15 protein-coding genes are annotated in these 19597 nt (G+C 42.6%); 5 read left to right on the top strand and 10 right to left on the bottom strand.

What is annotated here, in order from left to right; all coding sequences use genetic code 11:
- Positions 1–11: 11 nt before the first annotated feature.
- The 3 genes from LN995_RS12685 to LN995_RS12675 all read right to left on the bottom strand — a co-directional run bounded on the left by LN995_RS12685 (position 12) and on the right by LN995_RS12675 (position 5938).
- Positions 12–884, bottom strand: coding sequence for an SDR family oxidoreductase (locus tag LN995_RS12685; protein WP_229961448.1), 873 nt, complete (start codon positions 882–884; stop codon positions 12–14).
- A gap of 150 nt (positions 885–1034) precedes the next feature.
- A complete protein-coding gene (locus LN995_RS12680) occupies positions 1035–1895 on the bottom strand; it encodes a hypothetical protein (protein ID WP_229961447.1) in 861 nt (286 codons plus the stop codon).
- A gap of 50 nt (positions 1896–1945) precedes the next feature.
- The gene (locus tag LN995_RS12675; RefSeq protein ID WP_229961446.1) at positions 1946–5938 is read right to left on the bottom strand and encodes an AAA domain-containing protein; all 3993 of its coding nucleotides are present in this window, start codon (positions 5936–5938) and stop codon (positions 1946–1948) included.
- Between the two features lie 316 nt (positions 5939–6254).
- On the opposite strand from LN995_RS12675, the gene LN995_RS12670 reads away from it, so the two are divergent.
- The 4 genes from LN995_RS12670 to LN995_RS12655 all read left to right on the top strand — a co-directional run bounded on the left by LN995_RS12670 (position 6255) and on the right by LN995_RS12655 (position 9895).
- Positions 6255–7349, top strand: a complete 1095-nt coding sequence (locus LN995_RS12670) for an alpha/beta hydrolase family protein (protein WP_229961445.1) — start codon at positions 6255–6257, stop codon at positions 7347–7349.
- A 60-nt stretch (positions 7350–7409) separates the two neighbouring features.
- A complete protein-coding gene (locus tag LN995_RS12665; protein ID WP_229961444.1) occupies positions 7410–7898 on the top strand; it encodes an NUDIX hydrolase in 489 nt (162 codons plus the stop codon).
- Between the two features lie 434 nt (positions 7899–8332).
- Complete coding sequence (locus LN995_RS12660) at positions 8333–8512, top strand: Bor family protein (protein WP_229961443.1); 180 nt, start codon at positions 8333–8335, stop codon at positions 8510–8512.
- Positions 8513–9025: 513 nt separating this feature from the next.
- Entirely contained in the window at positions 9026–9895 is an 870-nt protein-coding gene (locus LN995_RS12655) for an NAD(P)-dependent oxidoreductase (protein WP_229961442.1), read from the top strand.
- Positions 9896–10040: 145 nt separating this feature from the next.
- On the opposite strand, the gene LN995_RS12650 is transcribed toward LN995_RS12655, so the two are convergent.
- From LN995_RS12650 to LN995_RS12635, 4 genes are all read right to left on the bottom strand, one after another.
- Positions 10041–11000, bottom strand: coding sequence for a ComEA family DNA-binding protein (locus LN995_RS12650; protein WP_229961441.1), 960 nt, complete (start codon positions 10998–11000; stop codon positions 10041–10043).
- A gap of 176 nt (positions 11001–11176) precedes the next feature.
- Complete coding sequence (locus LN995_RS12645; protein WP_229961440.1) at positions 11177–12829, bottom strand: sodium-dependent transporter; 1653 nt, start codon at positions 12827–12829, stop codon at positions 11177–11179.
- A 181-nt stretch (positions 12830–13010) separates the two neighbouring features.
- Positions 13011–13916 (bottom strand): SDR family oxidoreductase, encoded by a 906-nt coding sequence (locus LN995_RS12640; RefSeq protein ID WP_229961439.1) that lies wholly within the window; start codon positions 13914–13916, stop codon positions 13011–13013.
- Positions 13917–13923: 7 nt separating this feature from the next.
- The gene (locus LN995_RS12635) at positions 13924–14586 is read right to left on the bottom strand and encodes a peptidylprolyl isomerase (RefSeq protein WP_377469238.1); all 663 of its coding nucleotides are present in this window, start codon (positions 14584–14586) and stop codon (positions 13924–13926) included.
- Positions 14587–14947: 361 nt separating this feature from the next.
- Here LN995_RS12635 and LN995_RS12630 point away from each other — a divergent pair, with 361 nt between their 5' ends.
- Positions 14948–16498 carry an alanine/glycine:cation symporter family protein gene (locus LN995_RS12630; protein WP_229961438.1) on the top strand — a complete coding sequence of 517 codons (1551 nt, stop codon included), beginning with the start codon at positions 14948–14950 and terminating at the stop codon, positions 16496–16498.
- Between the two features lie 98 nt (positions 16499–16596).
- Here the strand turns inward: LN995_RS12630 and LN995_RS12625 are convergent, their stop codons facing one another.
- The 3 genes from LN995_RS12625 to hemC form a co-directional block, all read right to left on the bottom strand.
- Positions 16597–17511 (bottom strand): bestrophin family protein, encoded by a 915-nt coding sequence (locus LN995_RS12625; RefSeq protein WP_229961437.1) that lies wholly within the window; start codon positions 17509–17511, stop codon positions 16597–16599.
- Between the two features lie 78 nt (positions 17512–17589).
- Positions 17590–18411 carry a universal stress protein gene (locus LN995_RS12620; protein ID WP_229961436.1) on the bottom strand — a complete coding sequence of 274 codons (822 nt, stop codon included), beginning with the start codon at positions 18409–18411 and terminating at the stop codon, positions 17590–17592.
- A gap of 225 nt (positions 18412–18636) precedes the next feature.
- A complete protein-coding gene (gene hemC / locus LN995_RS12615; RefSeq protein WP_229961478.1) occupies positions 18637–19590 on the bottom strand; it encodes a hydroxymethylbilane synthase in 954 nt (317 codons plus the stop codon).
- Positions 19591–19597: the final 7 nt, after the last annotated feature.

Raw genomic sequence — 19597 nt, 5'->3', positions numbered from 1 at the left:
ATGCTGCTATGCTATATAAAGCTTTGAACATGGTCTTTTACAAACTGATAAAAGGTATGCGGTTTATGTCCCACTAGTTCTTCGACGGTATTTGTTGTTTTGCTTGCCTGCCCTTTCCTGCAAAGGCTATGTAGCTCTAACATAGCATCGGCCATCCATTCCGGTGTTTGGTGCTCCAGCATAGCCTGCTTTGCCTGCTCTTCGGATATATCTACAAAGGAAATTTCTTTACCAGTAACTTCACTTAAAATAGCTGCTGCTTCGTAGTTAGAGATAGCCTCAGGGCCAGTAAGTTCGTATATCTTACCATCGTGTCCGAGGTTTGTCAGCACCTCTACAGCCACAGCAGCCACATCACGCACATCAATATAACTTATTTTCCCCTCACCGGTAGCTTCATAAAACTTACCTTCTCCTTTGATAAATGCCACATTATAGTTTTCAAAATTTTGCATAAAAGACGATGGCCGCAGAAAAGTGTACGCAATACCGCTTTGCTCAATGTACTGCTCAACCTCCCGGTGCCAACGCCCTAACAATGTGCCTGACTCTGCTTCAGCTCCTAAAGCTGATAACTTTACAATATGCCTGACACCTTTGTCTTTTGCTTCGTCTATCAATGTCTTTGCCATTTCTACCTGATCTTTTGTAAAAGGTGTTACCAGAAAAACACGATCTACATGCGTAAATGCAGGGTGCAAAGAAGTTTGATTTGTGTTATGTATTTCAACAATTTCCACATCAGGCAGTCGCTTTAGGTTCTCACCCTTTATAGTAGAATGTACGCCGGCCCGTACACGTATGTCATCCAGAATGGAGAGTTGTTTTACTACCTCCCGCCCAACGGTTCCCATTGCGCCCGTTACCAATATTGTTTCGTGCATAGTTGAATGCTTTTGTTAGCTTTTAATGATTCTCTAATTACGGCGCAAACAAGTATCAGTTCTCACAGACTTTGTGGTCTTACCCTATATACAGCCATGACCATTACACAACCACTGATAACTAAAAGCAAAACCTCATAAAGCTAATAGCTAAAGATCTTCTGAACCATTCTTTGCACTCACCATAAATAGCTTACCGTTCTCATTTGTGAGGAGTAAGTAGTCTTTGTCCAGGTACAACACTCCTTCTGCCTGTCCGGTACGCCCTACTGTTATGCAGCGTCTTCTGCCTTGCAGGTTAATCCTGCCTTCTTTTATATCAAACAGATAAAGTTTACCATATCCCAGTACGGCAAACTCATCGTTAGTCGGCGATATGTCGGCAGCAGTAACCATAGTATGAAGCGGAAGCTGCTCCTGTAGTTGAGCTTTAAATTCTCCTGGTACTGCAGGCAGCTTATACAGCTTAACATGCTTATGTCTGCCCCTGCTCTTGGTGAAGAGGTAAAGTGAATCGGCATGATAAAAAAAAGCCTCCAGATCATAGGTGAGATTGTGCTTACCTGGCGGAAAAGCTGTTTGATCCTCAAAAGAAAAGCTAACAATACCCGCCAGGCTATAGTCTTTCCGGTTTAGTTTGTAGATGTGAAGGTCTTTCCGCTTATTTAGGTTATTACCAAAATCACCGATATATAAATACCCCTTATCATCCTCTGCCATATCTTCCCAGTCTACATTATTTAGCTCCAAAGGGAGTTTCTGCAAAAGCTCCCCCTCCAGATTAATTTTATACAACTCACCCGCATTGCCTGCATCAGGATGCGTCAAGAAAGTACTACTGTCGGCACGGGCTAAGCCTGAACTTTCAGAAACCGTAGCTTCTGCTCTTCCTATTCTTCTCACTTTATAGTCACTGCTTGCTTTTTCAAAGCCACCCTGCCGTTTATCGGGTCCACAACCGCAGATAAGCGTTTGAGCATAAACATAAAGAGTAAAAAGTTTTAATAGCACACTCAAGGTCAGTAATAAATAAAGGTGTTATAAATTTATAAAGAAACAACTTAAGGAGTTGGTGTATTGGAAAACGGCAAAGGGTTTTGCTTCTCCTCCCATTTGTGTAACCGCTCCAACACTTGTTCTGGTGCTGCCCAAAACTCACGGCTATACACTTTAAGATTGTTCCAGTGCCGGCTTTGTAACAACAAGGGTACATCAGCATGCGAGTGGCGGGCAGATACGTGGCTGTAATATAAATTATCGTCAGTAAGCACCACTCCTCTATACTTCTGGCCTTTCTTGAAAGTTAAATCAGCAAAAGGCAGTTCCTGCCCTAACTCCTCTACCAGCTCTTGAAGCTTGTCTTTTAAAAGTGATGTAACAGCGGGAAGAGCATTAGCTTTGGGAGAATAGGTAAAACAACTTTTACTTACCTCACAAGCATATTGCAGATAAGCTTTTAGTAATTTAGGGCCCTGATGTAATGCATGCTCCACTTGAAGTTGTTCAGGTAACACACTGCTTACTACTATCACCTTCTGTCTTGCCCGTGTAATAGCCACGTTTAGCCTGTTTTCTCCTCCTGACTGGTTCAGGCTGCCAAACTGCATAGCCATTTTTCCCTGCTCGTCTGGTGCATATCCTACTGAAAGTATAATCAGCTCCTTTTCATCTCCCTGAATATTCTCTATGTTTTTAACCAGAACAGATGCTGGTATGCTTACGCCATTCTGTCGCGCCATGTCTTCCAGCAGGTCCTGCACCAGCGCTTGCTGGTTATAGTTGAAAGTAATAACGCCTGTTTCCTTCTGCCCTACCTCCAGCATGTTTAACACTAGCTTTACCACTGCCTCGGCCTCTGGAATGTTCGTATTGTGCTGCCACACGCCCTGCACTTTCACAAATTCAATAGCAGGCACACCGGCATTCACCTCTAATCTGTCGGGTATCAGTTCCAACCTGTTACGGTAAAAATGTTTGTTAGAGAAGTCTATCAGCTCAGGGTAACGGCTACGGTAATGCTGCGTCAGCATGGTCTGTGGCAGATATATACTGCATAACTGCAACAATGACTCGGCAGACAATTCCTCTACCTCTCCTTCGTCTTCTGAAGTCCAGCGGGCACGATATAAATCAGATGGTTTCAGCTGTTGTTCGTCTCCAGCCACTAATACCTGTCGCCCCCGAAGCATGGCTGGTATACCTGTTTCCGCAAAGCATTGAGAGGCTTCATCAAAAATAATCAAATCGAAGACAGGCTGCAATGGCATAACAGCCGACACAGTTTCAGGAGAAGCCAGCCAGCACGGCACCAAGTCCAGTATCTCTCCAGCAAAAGTTGAAAACAGCTTACGCACAGGATATAAATTACGCTTTTTGGCTACCTGTGCCCCCAGCCTCCGGTAAGTAACGGCATTCCCCAGACGGTTGTACTCCATGTGGTGATATGTCTGTTCACGTAACTTTGAAAGTACAATTTCCTGGCTCAGCTTATTCTTCTCATCCAGCAGCCTTTGCAGTTCTCCCTCCAACTGCTTTAGCTCTCCGTTAGATGGCATTCGCAGTTCCGGGCATTGCTGCTCCAGATCGTGTAACCAGGCTAAGTATAAACTGTTCAGAAAAAGCTGTATGCCTGCATCTACTGTATTAAGATCCCGAGACATTAATAATGTTGCTACTTCACGCTCTGCGCCTGAAAAGCCAGCAGTAAGTCTGTCATAAGCCACCAACACCTCAAAATGTTCTTGCAGTACTTGTGCCAGTTCTTTTCCATAGCCAGGCTGGGCAATTAACTGTTTCACCTGAGCCTCTGGCAACCACTGTAACCACTCCTGATAACCATGATCTAAAGACTTAATGCTCAGGTTTAGTTGCTCCAGGTACGCTGGTAAAGACACAGATAATTTATATAGCAACTTAAGATTCAGGAATTTTGCTTTGTGTAACTGCCGTAACAGCTTATAAGCAACAATGCTCTGCTCTATCACCTGCACCTGCCTAAGCACTTCTTCAGGCTCAAGCATGATGTTGAGGTGGTAGTTCATGCCTTCGTTTATAACCTGCATAAGCTCCTCGGCATGTTGCCGGAACTGCAAGCGTTGCTGTAATTGAGCAACTGTCTCTTTACTTAGTTCCCAATTATATAAGCTTAATGCCTGTTTTAAAATTTTCTTCTGCGGGAGCAGCAACCACCAGATGGCACGCCTAAAAGCTTTCCCTTTTCTATCACAATAGTCAGCAATAGTATCTCTTACTTCATCTACATCCCTTGCTGCTATTTTTTTGTCTGGTAATGTAGCAGACAGGTATAATTGCTTCAGTTCTTTTACCTGCTGTGTCAGTATACTTACCTTTACCTGCTTTCGCAGCAAAGGCTGAATCGTTTTTGAAACCTCCTGCGAAGACAGAACTTCCTGTGTCTTTGATACAGTCTGAAGCCTCTCTACATACTGCGGTAATTGCTCTAGAGAGAAGCTATAACCACTTAACTTTTCTATAGCCTGTTGCTGTCCCCCGTACAGTTTGGGTAATTCTGCAAGCATATTCTCGAGCTGCTGCCGTTCAGGCCAGCCCCAGTCTTTCATGCTGTACCGTTGTTTCCACACAAAATCATCACGTTCAAAAACTAATGCTTGCTGAAGATATTGTTTGAGCCGGGGAAGAAAGTCTGGAACAGTAGCTGCTGTAAAACTTTTATAATAAGTAAGTCCAAATGAGATATGTGGCTGCGAAAGGTTACTTTGCAGGTACAGCTCTTTAGCGGACCAGCCACAACGGCTTGTATCGAAAAGAGCCTGCTTAAAGGAATTCAATTTTTGTATACATCGATTTATACCTCTGCTTATCTCCAGAAAAACACGGTCAGTATAAATGCTGTTCAATGCCATCTTTTGCGATCTGTATTCCTCTACCTGCTCTATTTGCTGCGCCAGCTGGTTATATATACTTCTTCGGTCAGTATTGATATCATGCACTAAGGCGGCAAAGCTGGCCAAGCCTTTAGAAGCCAGACGCTGATGCACCACATCCAGCGCTGCACGTTTCTGGCTAACCACCAGCACCTTTTTACCCCGCGCCGTAAAGTCTGACACCAGGTTACAGATCAGCTGCGATTTGCCTGTGCCTGGCGGCCCCTGCACCACCAACGACTTCCCCGTCTTTACCTCTTGCAAAGCTGCTTCCTGCGAAGCATCTATGTCAAAAACAGTAAAAGTATGTTGTGCCTGCATAGCCGCATTAGATTTATTTTCGCCTGATGGCATAAATAAATCTTCCATGTGCTGTAAACTGTTCTGCTCCAGCAAAGCATCATAATCGGCTAACAGATACGACGCTGCCTGCGGGTACACTCCCAACACTGCTTCCTGCCTCAGATGCAGTTGACCGGGTTGTACACGCTCTTCAAAATCTGCTTTTTTATAGTCCCTGAAAATATTAAGCTTATCTGCAAAAATTTCACGCCCTGCCTGTATAGTTAACTGGTGCTCTTTCAGTAGCTCGTAAACAGCCGTACGAAAGGACAGTGCATCGGCAGGAAGCATTACCAGATCCAGCTCTGTAAGCTGCTCCGCTAGTGGCACTCCCATATAATGCGCATAAGCCAGCAAAAAGCTTTGGTTAAACTGTGCCTGCTGGGTTTCATCGGGTAACAGCTCCCAGTCCTGTGCTGGATTTACCTGTAACTTAACAGGGAAAAAAAGTAAAGGGCTACGCACCACAGTTCCATCAGGAAAGGCCCCATGCACAAAAGGCCAGCCAACAAAGAGTTCTTTACTACCGCGTTCTTCAAAAATCATTTCAGCTTTACGCCTGATAGTGCGCAGTCTCCGGCTTATGGGCGTAACAGGTGCATAGCGGCTATCGGCGTAAGGGCAAAGTGTTACTTTCTTTTTGCTGATAATTTTTTGGATGATGTTGAAAGCAGGTTGGTTATCCAGAAAATCAAGTTCCTGTACATCTAGGTGTAACTCTTTCGACAAACGCAACAGCACCAATGCCCTGTTACTGGAGCTAAGGTTAAGCAGCCGGCGTCGGTAGTTCTTCAGGATGTCTTTCATTTTTACAATGTTCTGTTAACACTATAACAGTTAACACGAAACAGGTTTATATAAAGAATCAATTTAGCAAGATTTAGGGAGACTTAGAAGCTGAGGTGTGAAAGGTTATGTGTAACTTGTAGATTATAACCACTTTTAGTTCCTAATGACTTAGTACCAGTGCTATACAATATCTTTAGTCTTTATTTAAGCGTAGTGTAAACTTAGGATAAAATTCTGCATTATTTAAATTCCATTTACAATTATGCAGCTTATACAGAGTTGTGAATCCTACTTGGGCGCTCCTGTTTCACAACTTAGAAAGCCTTAACTCAACATGAAGAGAACAAAAAGTTTCCTGAGCAGTAATATCCGCTTGCTCTTTTTCATAAACATATTGATAACCGCATCTCTCTGCTCCTGCGACAGTTACCAGAAGAACCGTGAAAAAAACCGCCCTATCCCCCCGATTGAGCGAATGCAGGAATACACTACTTCTAAACAATATCCCGCTACATTTGCAGCAGAAAGTATTGAAGAGTGGAGAAAGCAGCTTCCGGAAGTTCAGAATATAGCTATTAAATCGACTGCCGACGGGCAGTTGGACTCAGCTTTGTATTATGTTTCTGAATCTGACCGAAAAAAACCATTACTGGTGGTACTACATAGCTGGAGCAGCGAATATTTGCAGGAAGTAAGTCTGCCGTTTGCGCTATGGGCAGAGAAATATGACTGGGCTTTTATTCAGCCAAATTATAGAGGTGTTTTCGAACGCCCAGAAGCCATGGCTTCTGATGTGGCAATTCAGGATATTGTAGACGCTGTGCATTATGCCATGGAGCATGATAATATTGATTCTTCGCGGGTGTACCTGGTTGGCTCTTCGGGCGGAGCCATGGCAGCCCTGGTAGCAGCCAGCCGTCATCCTGAACTATGGGCTGGCGTAATGGCTTGGGTACCTGTATTCGACCTGGTAGACTGGTATCAATTTAACCTTTACTACCCCCACCGGCATTACAACGACCAGATTTGTGCAGCACTTGGCGGCGAGCCTTTTCCTGGTACTGAGATAGCAGAAGAAGCCAAAAAGCGTAGCCCCAGCACCCAAATTCATCAGGCTAAAAATGTACCTATATTTCTGGCTCATGGTATCAATGATTTACTAGTACCACCCAGCCACTCCATCAGGGCTTTTAATATTTTAGCTGCTCCTGCCGACACTATCTCCCAAGAACAGATGGAATACATTGTTTCTGAACAGGTACTGCCTCCAGAACTGGAGGGCACCGATAACGACAAATATTTTTCTAACGCTGACCCTCCTGTTATGTTCGAGAGAGAATCTAACAATGTAAAGCTGATTTTGTACAAAGGTGTGCACGACATGGCTTATAACCCTAGCCTGTTGTGGCTCAACGATCAGAAGCGTTAATAACGTAGTTACTTTCTATTTCCTGAGAAGTCTGCTACCTCAGTTTCTAAAGCTATAGCAATGCCGCATCAACAGTTAAATCTTCTTTCTGAGCAACCCAAACCTCCTGTACTAGAGCAGGTATCGGCCGGTGGCGTTGCTTATCGTGTTGGCGTTTCCGGTATAGAAGTGGCTCTTATATCTGTTGGACCACAGGCAAGATGGCAGCTTCCGAAAGGCCTTGTAGATTCCGGGGAAACACCAGAGGTAACAGCAGTGCGAGAAGTACGGGAAGAAGCAGGCATTGAAACTGATATAATTAAAAAGCTGGAGACCATCGAGTACTGGTATATTGGCAATAGAGGCAAACAGCGGGTGCGGTTTCATAAGTTGGTTCACTTTTTCCTGTTACGCTATATGTCAGGCCACACAGACCAACATGACCATGAGGTAAATGAAGCCCGCTGGGTTACTACTAAGGAGGCTAAAAAGATGCTCGCTTTCAAAGGAGAGCGCCAAGTCCTGGAGAAAGCAGAGAAACTAATTAACTTATCAGGAGAGCAACAATAAGCCTATATCCTACTTCTATTTAAATTTATAGTGTCTGCACACTCTACAGACACAGCTCCTCTTACGTTTCTGGCAATGTTTTAATTCATACCATGCTCTCTCTTAAAGCAGGATTCTTTTTATCGCTTACCTTTGTTTGCTACTTCTTATCCCAAACTACCTCACTTTCAAACAGTACAGTATTACGTTTCTTGATCTTTGTCTACTCCGATTAGCTTATAGCAGAATCTAAAAAACCCTTTTTATTTTTTTTATAAGATTATTCATATTTAAAAGAACATTATATGTTTGTCGCACTTTTTTACAGACCCAATCTACTAATTAAAACTATGATGAAAAGACATTGCAATTGTTCGTGGGAACACTGTGCCTATCCACGATGTTAACCTCCTGCTACACCTACTCAATGACTGTAGGTAACAGCCCACTGCAGAATGTACAGGTACCACTATTTAATTTATGAACTTGCTCCGGTAAGCGTTACCAGCCCTACCGAGTTGGCTGGTGGAGCATCAGACTATAGTGTTACTGTTCAGCACACCTTTGTGGATAGCTTGATTAACGCTATAACATTTGGAATTTATTATCCAACTACAACCATAGTAACTAAATAAGACAATCAGCTAAAGGGAGAAGAATTCTTCTCCCTTTACATACCTTATACAGCTATGAATAAAATCTTATTCAGCTTCTTCCTGGTCTTAGTCCTTATAACTGGCAGTACCTCGCTTGCCCTTGAAGTTTCTAAACTTTCTGATTATGGTTTTGGGTATTTAACAGGTAACGCTATTATATTATTAAGTTGCTTGTCAGGACTACACTCAACAGGCCGAAAAGTACTGGGAAGTTTCTTTTCGGCCTGTTGAATCTGAATAAATCCTGCTGAAGATCATCCTTACTTAAACATCTACTACAAGCAAACCTCATCTTAGGTTGGTGTATTACTTTTAATGCGTTTCCTATTTTACCACTTCTCTAACTTTGCTTCCTCCATTATTAAAGCTACCCCTCGCTTTAACAGCTTCTTCAATAAAAGCAAAAACAATGTTGCTACATTTTTCGCATAAGAGAATAGCTATCTTTATAGCAGAAAAAGTTTAGCATTCCATTAACACTAAGAAAGAATTATGAAAGTTGGATTTATAGGATTAGGCATTATGGGCAGTCGTATGGCAGCTCACTTATTAAAAGCAGGGCACGAGATGGTAGTTTATAACCGCACGCAGTCTAAAGCTGATGAGTTGGTAGAGCAAGGAGCCACGCGAGCTGAATCACCTGAAGATGTAGCCAAACAATGTCGCTTGGTATTTACCATGTTGTCCACTCCAGAGGCAGTGGAAGAAGTTGCTTTAGGAACAAATGGCTTTTTAAAAGCTTTGCCTGGCAATTCGCTTTGGGTAAACTGCAGCACTGTTAATCCATCTTTTACCATAAAAATGGCAAAGCATGCCAGCAAAATGGGACAGCGCTATCTAGATGCACCCGTATCAGGTTCATTGGTTCCTGCTGAGAAAGGCGAACTAATCTTCTTGATTGGTGGTAATGCCGCTGACATTGAGCAGGTGCAGGAGCTATTGTACCTAATGGGCAAAGAGACAGTACATGTAGGAGAACATGGGCAGGGAGCCAGCATGAAAATGGTAAACAACATGATGCTAGCCCAGGCAATGGCATCTTTTGCGGAAGCTCTAAAACTCGGAACCGCCTTAGGAATTTCTGAAGAAAAGCTTTGCGAGACACTATTAGGCGGACCTGCCGCTGCTCCTTTCTTAAACTTGAAACAGGTAAAAATTTTGAACCGAGACTTTTCACCTCAGTTTCCGCTAGAATGGGCACACAAAGATTTGCACCTGGCAAGTGTTACTGCTTACGAACAAAATGTAGCACTACCTTCATTACAAGCTACTAAGGAACTTTACGGACAAGCAAAAGAGAAAGGCTTTGGAGAAGAAGATCTTTCAGCTGTGTATCGTATTTTTCTTTCTGATAGAAAATAAATTTAGCATGTAGCTTACAAAATACTATTTTTTCTGGCGTAAGAATTTCTTACGCCAGTTCTGTTTTCTATTGAAGGATATTGTTTAGGCTGTACTTACGGCACAGACACTAGCAATGCTGTAAGACAAACCTGTTAAGCAAGAGCTAAAGCGCCAGGTAAGGCCTTAGCTTATCGAAAAGTTCAGCTGTTACTAACTTCACCTGCTGTACATCTTCTACTCTTTTGTATTCCCCGTGTTGCTCCCGGTAAGCAACTATAGCACGTGCTACATTAGAAGAAATATAAGGATGCATCTTCAGTTGATCGGAGGTGGCAGCATTTATATTTAACTGCGGTGGCGCATAAGCTTTGGCAACAAAAGTATATTTCTGCAGACTGTCAACCACTTCCGGCTGTAGCCCATATACCTCCTGCAGTTGAGCCATGCTATGGAAACCACCTAAGCCGTTTCTATACTTTACAATGCGTGCTGATAATTTACTGCCAATACCTCTGATTTGCTTCAGCTTTGTTGTATCGGCTGTGTTGATGTTGAAAGGGGCAAGCACAAACTTCTCTTTCGGACGATTGTTGCTCCAGTTAGAGTTAGCACTTGGATTAGGTATTGAGCTTTCATCCTGAGCCACACGCTGGCTACCACTATACTTTTTGGGTCGATCTTCAGGTAGTTGAATGTACGGGTACAGCTTCTGGAACACAGAGTCAGGCAAACCATATATTTTACCTAGTTCTGCCTTATAGCTGAAGTCACCAACTTTATTTCGATAGTTCAGAATGCGTTGCGCCAGGTACTTTGGCAGCCCGAATGCCTGCCACTCTTCTACTGTAAGCTGGTTAGGATTGAATAGATGCAGTGTAACAGATGGCTCATTATACCCAGGCTGTTCTCTTACAGGCAGTTTTGACTCTAACTGTGCCACCAGGCTATCCAGTAGCTGTTTGTCAGAAACAGTACTGTTAGTAATGCCTGGGCTAAAAAGTCTATTAAATAGAAATGGTGCTACCGTTAGCAGCACCATTATTACTACCAGTACCAAAAAAGCATCTACCTCACGCTGAGAAAAGCTAAAGTTGCGCCTGATCCAGTACTTTAATTTTTTCATGCAATTTATTGTGGTTTCGGAACCTGACGATCTACCTCATCATCATTATCGAGATAAGAGTCCGGCTCTGGCTTCGGAGGTATTGTTATCACCTTAACGAAGAAATATATCATTAATGCCGTTACCAACAACATGGTGGTGAGCATGACAACAAGCGCAGATGTATTCATAGTTTCCTAAATTCTTCCTTCTCTAAGTCTTTTTTTATACGCAACATATACCAGCAGTGCCAGGATAATCCAAACAGAAAGTAACAGTATACGCGCAGCATTCACAAAAAATATCTGGTCCTGTAAAAACTCAATCTGTGATGGATCAGTTGCAGCAGCTAACTGTTTTTTAAGGCTTGTATTTGCCAGCCTGTTTATAATAGAACTGTTATCTAATATCCAGTTACCACTTAATGCCGCACTCCAATCGTTACCTTTTGGTGTAAATAAAGAACCAAGGAACACCCACAGCAACAGTATAGGTGTTATAAACTTGATAATGAACTTGTAAATATTTGGCACTTGTATATCAGCTCCAGAAATAATTTCCTGCCAGCCTTTTCGTATGCCAAACACCCAGGAGAACAAGATAGTCTCTAGTAAAGCAAAAACTACCAGCGATACGGTTCCTGCCCAATGGTCATACTCATCAAACACTCCATATTTAAAGAATAGTACAGTGGGCATACCCAATACAAACACAACAACACCAAAAGACCAGGCTGCAGGTTTACGTCTCCAGTTAAACTCGTCCATCAGGAAACCGATCCATGGTGTACCCATCGCAAGCGAAGAGGTTATACCCGCAAAGAACAACAAGCCAAACCACATAACACCGGAGAACGCTCCCAGGAAGTCGCCCCACTGATAGAATAAATACGGAAGAGCTCTGAAACCAAGCCCTAGTCCGCCACTCTGTACTAACTCAGTCACACGATCAATGCCCAGGTACCCGATGGAGATAGGAATAAGAATACTACTACCCAATACTACTTCTACAAATTCATTCATCCAACCGGCAGACATAGCGTTAAGAGCGACATCATCTTTAGCACGAACATATGAGGCATAACATTGCACCGTACCCATACCCACTGAAAGAGTAAAGAAGATCTGACCTGCAGCAGCTAACCACACCGTAGGAGACCACAACTGGTCAAAATTTGGTGTCCATAGGAAGTTAAGACCAACCGAGCTATCATTTATAGCACCGTTTTCCCCTGCTGTAATAGTAAATCCTTTAAAAGCCAGGAAAGCACCGAACAAAATCAGCATTGGCATACCGATTTTAGCAACACGCTCTACACCTGATGCCAAGCCTTGCGAAAGAATCCAGGTATTTAACAGCAAGCAAAGTATATAGAACACGATTGGCTCATAAGGCACACCTAGTGTAGACACACCCAAGCTTACGTACTCGCCAAAGAAGTTTGAAACACCATCCTGATCCAAACCACTGAATGTACCAATAATAGAATGAAAGACATAGGAAAGTGTCCAGGATTCTATATAGCAATAGTAAGCAGCAACCGCAATATTAGTCCAGATACCAAACACGCCAATATATTTCCAAAAGCGGCTTTTGCCCATAGTATCCACAATAAACGGCGTAGAATGGTACCCGTACTTTCCTCCAAAACGGCCCATAGACCATTCTATAAAGAGGAGTGGAATACCCATCACAAAAAAGCAGACAAGGTATGGGATAATAAAAGCCCCGCCACCGTTTTGCACTGCCTGCACCGGAAAACGAAGGAAGTTTCCAAGCCCCACTGCGTTACCGGCCATAGCAAGAATAAGGCCTACGCGAGAGCCCCAAGATTCTTTGTTAGCACTCATAAAATAAGGAAGAAGTAATAGTAGTTAATTATTTCAGGTCAGGTTAAGGTAGTTGTATTATAATTTTGGCAAACAATATAGCCAATTCATTTTAGAGTGCCATTAAGAATCTAATATTTTTAATGTTTGTTTAAGGAGCATACTTGCTTTAGCTGCTCCTTTGTACAACTGTATCAAGTGGTTATACCTCTGCCTGCTCCGCCACCATCTGAATTCCTTCCAGAAAGGTGTGAGGCTTATATCCAAGCACTGTTTCAGCTTTCGTGATATCAAAACCTGTGCGGGGAGGACGTTTAGCCGTCTGAGAGAAAGTAGAAGCGTCGGCTTTGTCGATCAGAGACTTATCCAGCGCAAAAAAGTCGGCTACAATCAGTGCCATATCATAAGGAGTTAGCAGCTCTTTACCAGAGATGTTAAAGATTCCTTCTGCATCGCTTTCAGCGGCAAGCCAGCAGCCCATCGCCAGATCTTCGGCCAAAGTTGGTGTTCTAAACTGGTCATTTACTACTTTAATTACCTTACCGGCTCTCAGGCTATCTCTTACCCACAGTACAATGTTTGTTCTGCCGTATTCGTGTGCAATGCCATACACCAGCACGGTGCGCAATATAGCCCATTTGCAGGTAGCTTTTTTAACTACTTCTTCGGCTAAGAGCTTTGTCTCACCATAATAGCTGATAGGGTTAGCCTCTGCCTCTTCGCCATAAGGACCACCTTCGCCATCAAAAATAAAGTCAGTAGAAAGATGTGTCAGGTGTACGTTATGCTTCTCACACGCATCCACAAGGTACTGCACTGCATCACGGTTCAGTTTTAGAGCTCCTTCCCTGTCTGTTTCACACTGATCCACATTAGTCATGGCAGCCGTATGGATGATGTGCGTAGGCTTGAACTCGCTTACGACCTGCTCTACCTCTTCTTTATTAGTAACATCCATAGAGGTAAAAGGCAGCGTAGGGTAAATGGCAGCAAGTTTGTTGTCACCACGGCTGGTGGCTAACAGTTCTACATCAGTTTTGGCTAGTAAAAGCTCTGCCAGTTTTTGCCCTAATAATCCATTGGAGCCTGTAATCAATATTTTTTTCATGAGTTGGTTATTTCTGTAGGGATTGAGAGTTATAATCGTAGTTGTATTTCTTAGCTATTTTCTTCTTTTTCACTTTCTCTACTTCCACTTTCATCCTGATGTCAGAAAGCGGACGATCACGACCATCTTTAGGTTCTTCTGCAATTTTGTCTATCACGTCTAAACCATCTATTACTTGGCCGTAAACGGTATAAGCTTCGTCCAGCATTGGTGTACCATTATGGTTTTCCACTATGTAGAACTGCGATCCGCTGGAAGCTTTCTCAGGATTAGCAAAGTCGCCTAAACGTGCCGCTGCCAGGGCTCCGCGTACATGCTTATGATTTGAGTTTATTTCCGCCGGAACAGTATACCCCGGGTTTCCGGCACCATCATTACGAGGATCATCATCTTTTGTGTTCGGATCGCCACCCTGAATCATAAATCCATCAATTACACGGTGAAAAGTAGTACCATCGTAAAAGCCCTCGTTTGCCAGCTTCAAAAAGTTCTCTTTATGCTTTGGTGTATCATCGAACAGCACCAGTTTTATCTCTCCTTTAGGTGTCTCTATGGTTACTAGTTCATCTTTACCTTTGGGTGCCTTCTGAGCAAAAACTACTGATGGGGCCATTACTGCTATAATAGCTCCCGAAAAAACAAGTTGCTTTACACTTTGCTTCTTAAACATAACAATTTAAACTATTCTAAAAAGAGCTATAAGTTTTCCCTTTTTTTGCTGTATTCCAAATTAAGCTGCTGCACAAGTACAAATTCCTTCCGCCCCACACCTCCACTTTATCATAACACAACCTTACACCAAAGGCAGTTGGCATGTATTATGACAAAGCTACAACATAGTAGTACATTTTTTATAAGGCTACGATATTGTACCATTTCTGCCATGAGACAAAATTCACCACTATCTTACCAATTAAATTTAAATAATCTAATATTAAGTTAGATCATAAGATGTAAAACAGGTATCTTCTTTATAAAGGCGGCAGAAAATGTTATATTTAAGGTGAAACGAATCAATTTATCCTACCTAAATGAAACGAATCCTACTTTCTGCAGGACTTAGTCTTGTATCTTTAAGCGGCCTTCAGGCTAGAGCACCCAAAGTATCTATTGATCAGCGAATAGATGAAGCTGTTGGTCCCGCTGCTCAGTTCATTTCAGATATTATCTTTTATGAACTTCAAATAACAGATACCATTTCTGTACCTCTTATATTAGTCTGGTTATTAGCAGGAGCATTCTTTTTTACCTTTTACCTGGGCTTTATTAACATCAGGGGCTTTAAACATGCGCTTCATATTGTACGGGGAAAATATAACCAGGAAGATGCCCCCGGTGAAGTCTCACACTTCCAGGCATTAACTGCCGCTGTTTCAGGCACTGTCGGTTTGGGAAACATAGCAGGCGTAGCCATTGCCATATCTCTTGGAGGCCCTGGCGCTACCTTTTGGATGATTTTAGCGGGTCTGGTGGGCATGTCGTCTAAATTTGTATCCTGTACCTTGGGTGTAAAATACCGCGACACACATGCTGACGGTACTGTTTCCGGTGGCCCGATGCAGTACCTCAGTAAGGGGCTTAGCATAGAAAAAGGAATGCCTAAGCTAGGTAAATTTCTGGCCGCTTTCTTTGCGTTAATGTGTATCGGAGGCGCTATTGGGGCTGGTAACATGTTCCAGATTAACCAGGCAACACAGCAAATGATAAGCGTGACAGGCGGTGCAGACTCGTTCTTTGGAGGAGGTAACGCCTGGATATTCGGCTTAATTATAGCTGTGCTGGTGGGGCTGGTAATTCTGGGAGGCATGAAAAGTATTGCCCAGGTAACGGAAAGGGTAGTTCCTCTTATGTGCGGTATTTACATTTTAGCAGCCATTGTTGTGCTTCTTGCTAATTTCACACACATACCTGATGCATTTGGTCTTATTTTCGAGGGAGCCTTTACCAGCAGTGCCATAGGTGGTGGTATTGTCGGCACCATGATTCAAGGCCTTAGAAGAGGCTTGTTCTCTAACGAAGCCGGAATTGGTTCAGCATCAATCGCTCACTCAGCAGTAAAAACCAATGTTCCGGTTACAGAGGGCTTTGTCGCTTCCCTGGAGCCTTTTATTGACACCGTGGTTGTATGCACCATGACAGCACTGGTTATTGTGGTGACAGGTTCTTATAACCTAGAATCGGCAGATGGTATTGCACTTACCTCCGCTTCTTTTGCCACTGTTATCAGTTGGTTTCCACTATTGTTGGCTGCCGCTGTTATCCTTTTTGCGTTCTCTACTATGATTACCTGGTCTTATTATGGTCTTAAAGCATGGACGTATCTTTTCGGAAACAATAAAGTTGCAGATATTAGCTTTAAGGTTATTTTCTGTGCCTTTATTGTGCTTGGTGCCCCTATGCAGTTAAACAGCGTGGTTGCTTTCTCTGACGCAATGCTTTTTGCCATGAGTATACCTAACATGATCGGGCTTTATTTATTAGCTCCAGTGGTTAAGAGTGATATGCTGGCGTTTTTAAGCTATGCACGGTCTTCAAATAAATTACCTTTAACAGAAGAGGCAATTGAAGCCGAAAAGGCTTAGATTGCTAGATCAGCAGTAAATAACCGTCTCTTGATAGTTTAAAACAAAAGCAGCAGCCTTGGTTTACCAAGGCTGCTGCTTTTGTTTTAAACTAATGATCACAGCAAATAATAATCACTTTCTCCTGCCTTTATCTTCTCTGGCAGTTTACTTTCGTTCAGCATTTGTTTCAGGTTAATTTCTATTGTTCTGGCGATAGCTGTTACAGGAGTATCGGTTGGCTTGTTTTCAAAAGGATCCTGCAAATGAATAGCCATCTTCTCAATCAGAAAGAAGGCAATAGCAATAGTAATAACCATTGGTATCTCCATTATTCCGAAGGTATCCAGCAGGGCAAAAGGCATTAACAGGATAAAAAAGAACAAAGAAAAATGAATGTACAGGCTGTACGTTACCGGGAATACAGTGTTCTTAATCCGCTCACACTTTCCCATCGAATCACAAAGCCTCGATAGTGTCTTATCCAGCTCTATCTGCTGATATTTGTTTACAAGCCCTTCCTCTAGTAATTCCTTCAAGTCTCTGCCATGCAATTGCAGTAAGGCATTTGGTATGTTATCATGCTTGCTAACAAAGACAAGCTCATCTGGCGTTAAGTACTCTCTAATTTCTTCTGTTATTGGTTTGTTCCTAAGAGATTGCCCTAAAGCATAGCACCAGGCAATTTGTCTGTTTATGAAGCGGTCTTGGAACTCTTTAAGCTGCACGGAAACATAAGGGTCTGAGACAAAGCTGAGCAGTTGCCTGGTTAAAGTACGCGAGTCGTTTACAATGGCTCCCCATATAATTCTGGCCTCCCACCACCTATCGTATGCCTGGTTAGACTTAAAGGCTAAAAGCAGGGACAGCACAGTACCCAACACCATAGGCACACTTAAAGGGATCGAAATGTTGATCACATGGAAGTACTTGTCCCAAATGACTATGCAAGTGGCATATATAGCCACAAAAGTGACTTCATATTTTACCTTCCCAAAAATGTATTTGAGAGGGATATTCTTCTTTAGTAACATATTAACCAAAGATTAATGCGTTGAACACACTGAATGAAATCTAATGTATTCCTATTGCCAGAATCGTTAGTCACCAACTTAGACAATGGTGAGAAAAGGAATTTTAGTATGTTTAGCCACCTCACTGGAAATCCGCTTCCTGGTGAAAATGTTCCCCAGAAAATGCTTCTTTTTTCCTGTCACCAGCAAGTCTACTTTAAACTCTTCTATAAAAGTGTAGACCCCACCGGTAAAATCATTTTCCTGGAGCAGGTGAACAGAGCAGTTCATGTTTTTAAGCTTTTCATTAAAGTACACCCGGTTAATAATGTACTCCAACTTCTCCATGTTAGTACCAGGCTTAAACACTACCAGAAAAGTAATGTAATAGTCACTGGAACTTGTCAGCGTAAGCAGGAACTCATCCAGCAGCAAAGAGTGCTTATCATCCGGGTCAAGTACATAAGCTACTTTCCTGAACTGGTTATTCTCAATATTATCAGGAATGTATAAGATAGGGCAGGTAACATCGCTGAATAACTCTCTGAGCTTTTCTTTTTCATTTCCTGCAGAGGGTTTAGAAGCAGTAACCGGGCAAAGAACCAAATCAATGTTATTTGCATCAATGTAGTTCTGAATTTTTATGGGGCTGTCGCCATAAAGGTGCACAACATCTAAGCTGATAATCTCTACAACATAAGACTTTTTGATACGCTCTATAGCTTTATAGAAGGCAGTATTAACTTTTTCCAGCTTTTCCTCATCTCTTGACAGCATTAGTAACTCTGTAATGGAATCGGGCAAGGGAATAACGTGCAGCAATATAATCTGGCATGCTTCGCCTTTTAAAACTTGAAGCCCAAATTTTATCAGGCCCAGCGACTCATTTGTAAGATCAGTAGGAATCAGTATTTTTTTCACAGGCTTTTATCTTAACTGTAAACAACCTTTAGGATATAGGTTGTTTACAATTATATTAGCCTATAATTAAAGCTTAATTAAAAGCGAATTAAATCCTTTTAAAGAATATTAAATTTAGATTAAAAATCTTTAAATATTAATGAAAAACAAATTCCCCTCTATATATCTAACTGACACAGAGAGGGGAATATTTACTTTATAGTTCCGTAGCTATTATTTGCCTACTTATACTTCGCCACGTTGTTCTTTTATACTTTTAAGTATCTGCTCTCCTCCCTGAGAAAGAATAGTCCGTGCCATTTTTTCTCCCAGTGCAGCAGCTTCAGCTAATGGAGCCTCCATTGTTTCCTGCAACAGGGTTCTGCCATCCAGGCTTACGATGCCACCTGTTATGCTTACCCTATCAGGTTTAAGCGCAGCCAAGGCAAATGAAGGGATACTACAACCACCTTCCATTGTTTTCAGAAAAGCACGCTCGGCTAAAAGACAAACATGGGTATCTGTATGGTCTAATGCCTCTTTAATGCCTTTTTTCAACTCAGAGCCCAGGTTTTTGGCGCACTCTATGGCTACGCTACCCTGTCCTGCAGCAGGCACAAATTCATCTTCCGGAAAAGTATGTACAATTAAATCATCATAGCCCATGCGATGTACACCAGCATAAGCCAGCATCAGGGCATCAAACTGCTTATCTTCCAGCTTTTTCAGGCGAGTCTGCAGGTTTCCTCTTGATTCGGCAGTGGTCACATCCGGATAGTATTTCTTCAGCAAAGCTTTTCTTCTGGTTGATGAAGTACCAATTACAACTTTACGATCACGTTCCAGCTTAAAGTTCGGGTCGAGTGAAAGAAGTACATCATTCACCTTTTCGCGCTCCATAAAAGCCAGCAGCTCCAGGTCTGCCGGTATGGTAGACTGCACATCTTTGGCACTATGCACGGCTAACTCAACACTTCCGTCTCGAAGGCTTTCTTCCAGTTCCTCTGTAAACACCCCTTTAGAACCTATTTTGTCCAGTGAGCGGTCCAGCACCTGGTCTCCTTTAGTACTGATGATGACAAGCTCTGTAGCAAACCCGGCCAACTGTAGTTTCTCGGCTGTAGCCTCGGCTTGCCATAATGCCAGTTTGCTGCCTCGTGTGCCTATCCGTATAATTTTGTTCTTGATATCGTTTTGCATCATAATT

It is taken from the genome of Pontibacter silvestris (genome assembly GCF_020907275.1).
Classification (GTDB): Bacteria; Bacteroidota; Bacteroidia; order Cytophagales; family Hymenobacteraceae; genus Pontibacter; species Pontibacter silvestris.
This window is presented reverse-complemented; position numbering and strand designations above follow the sequence as displayed.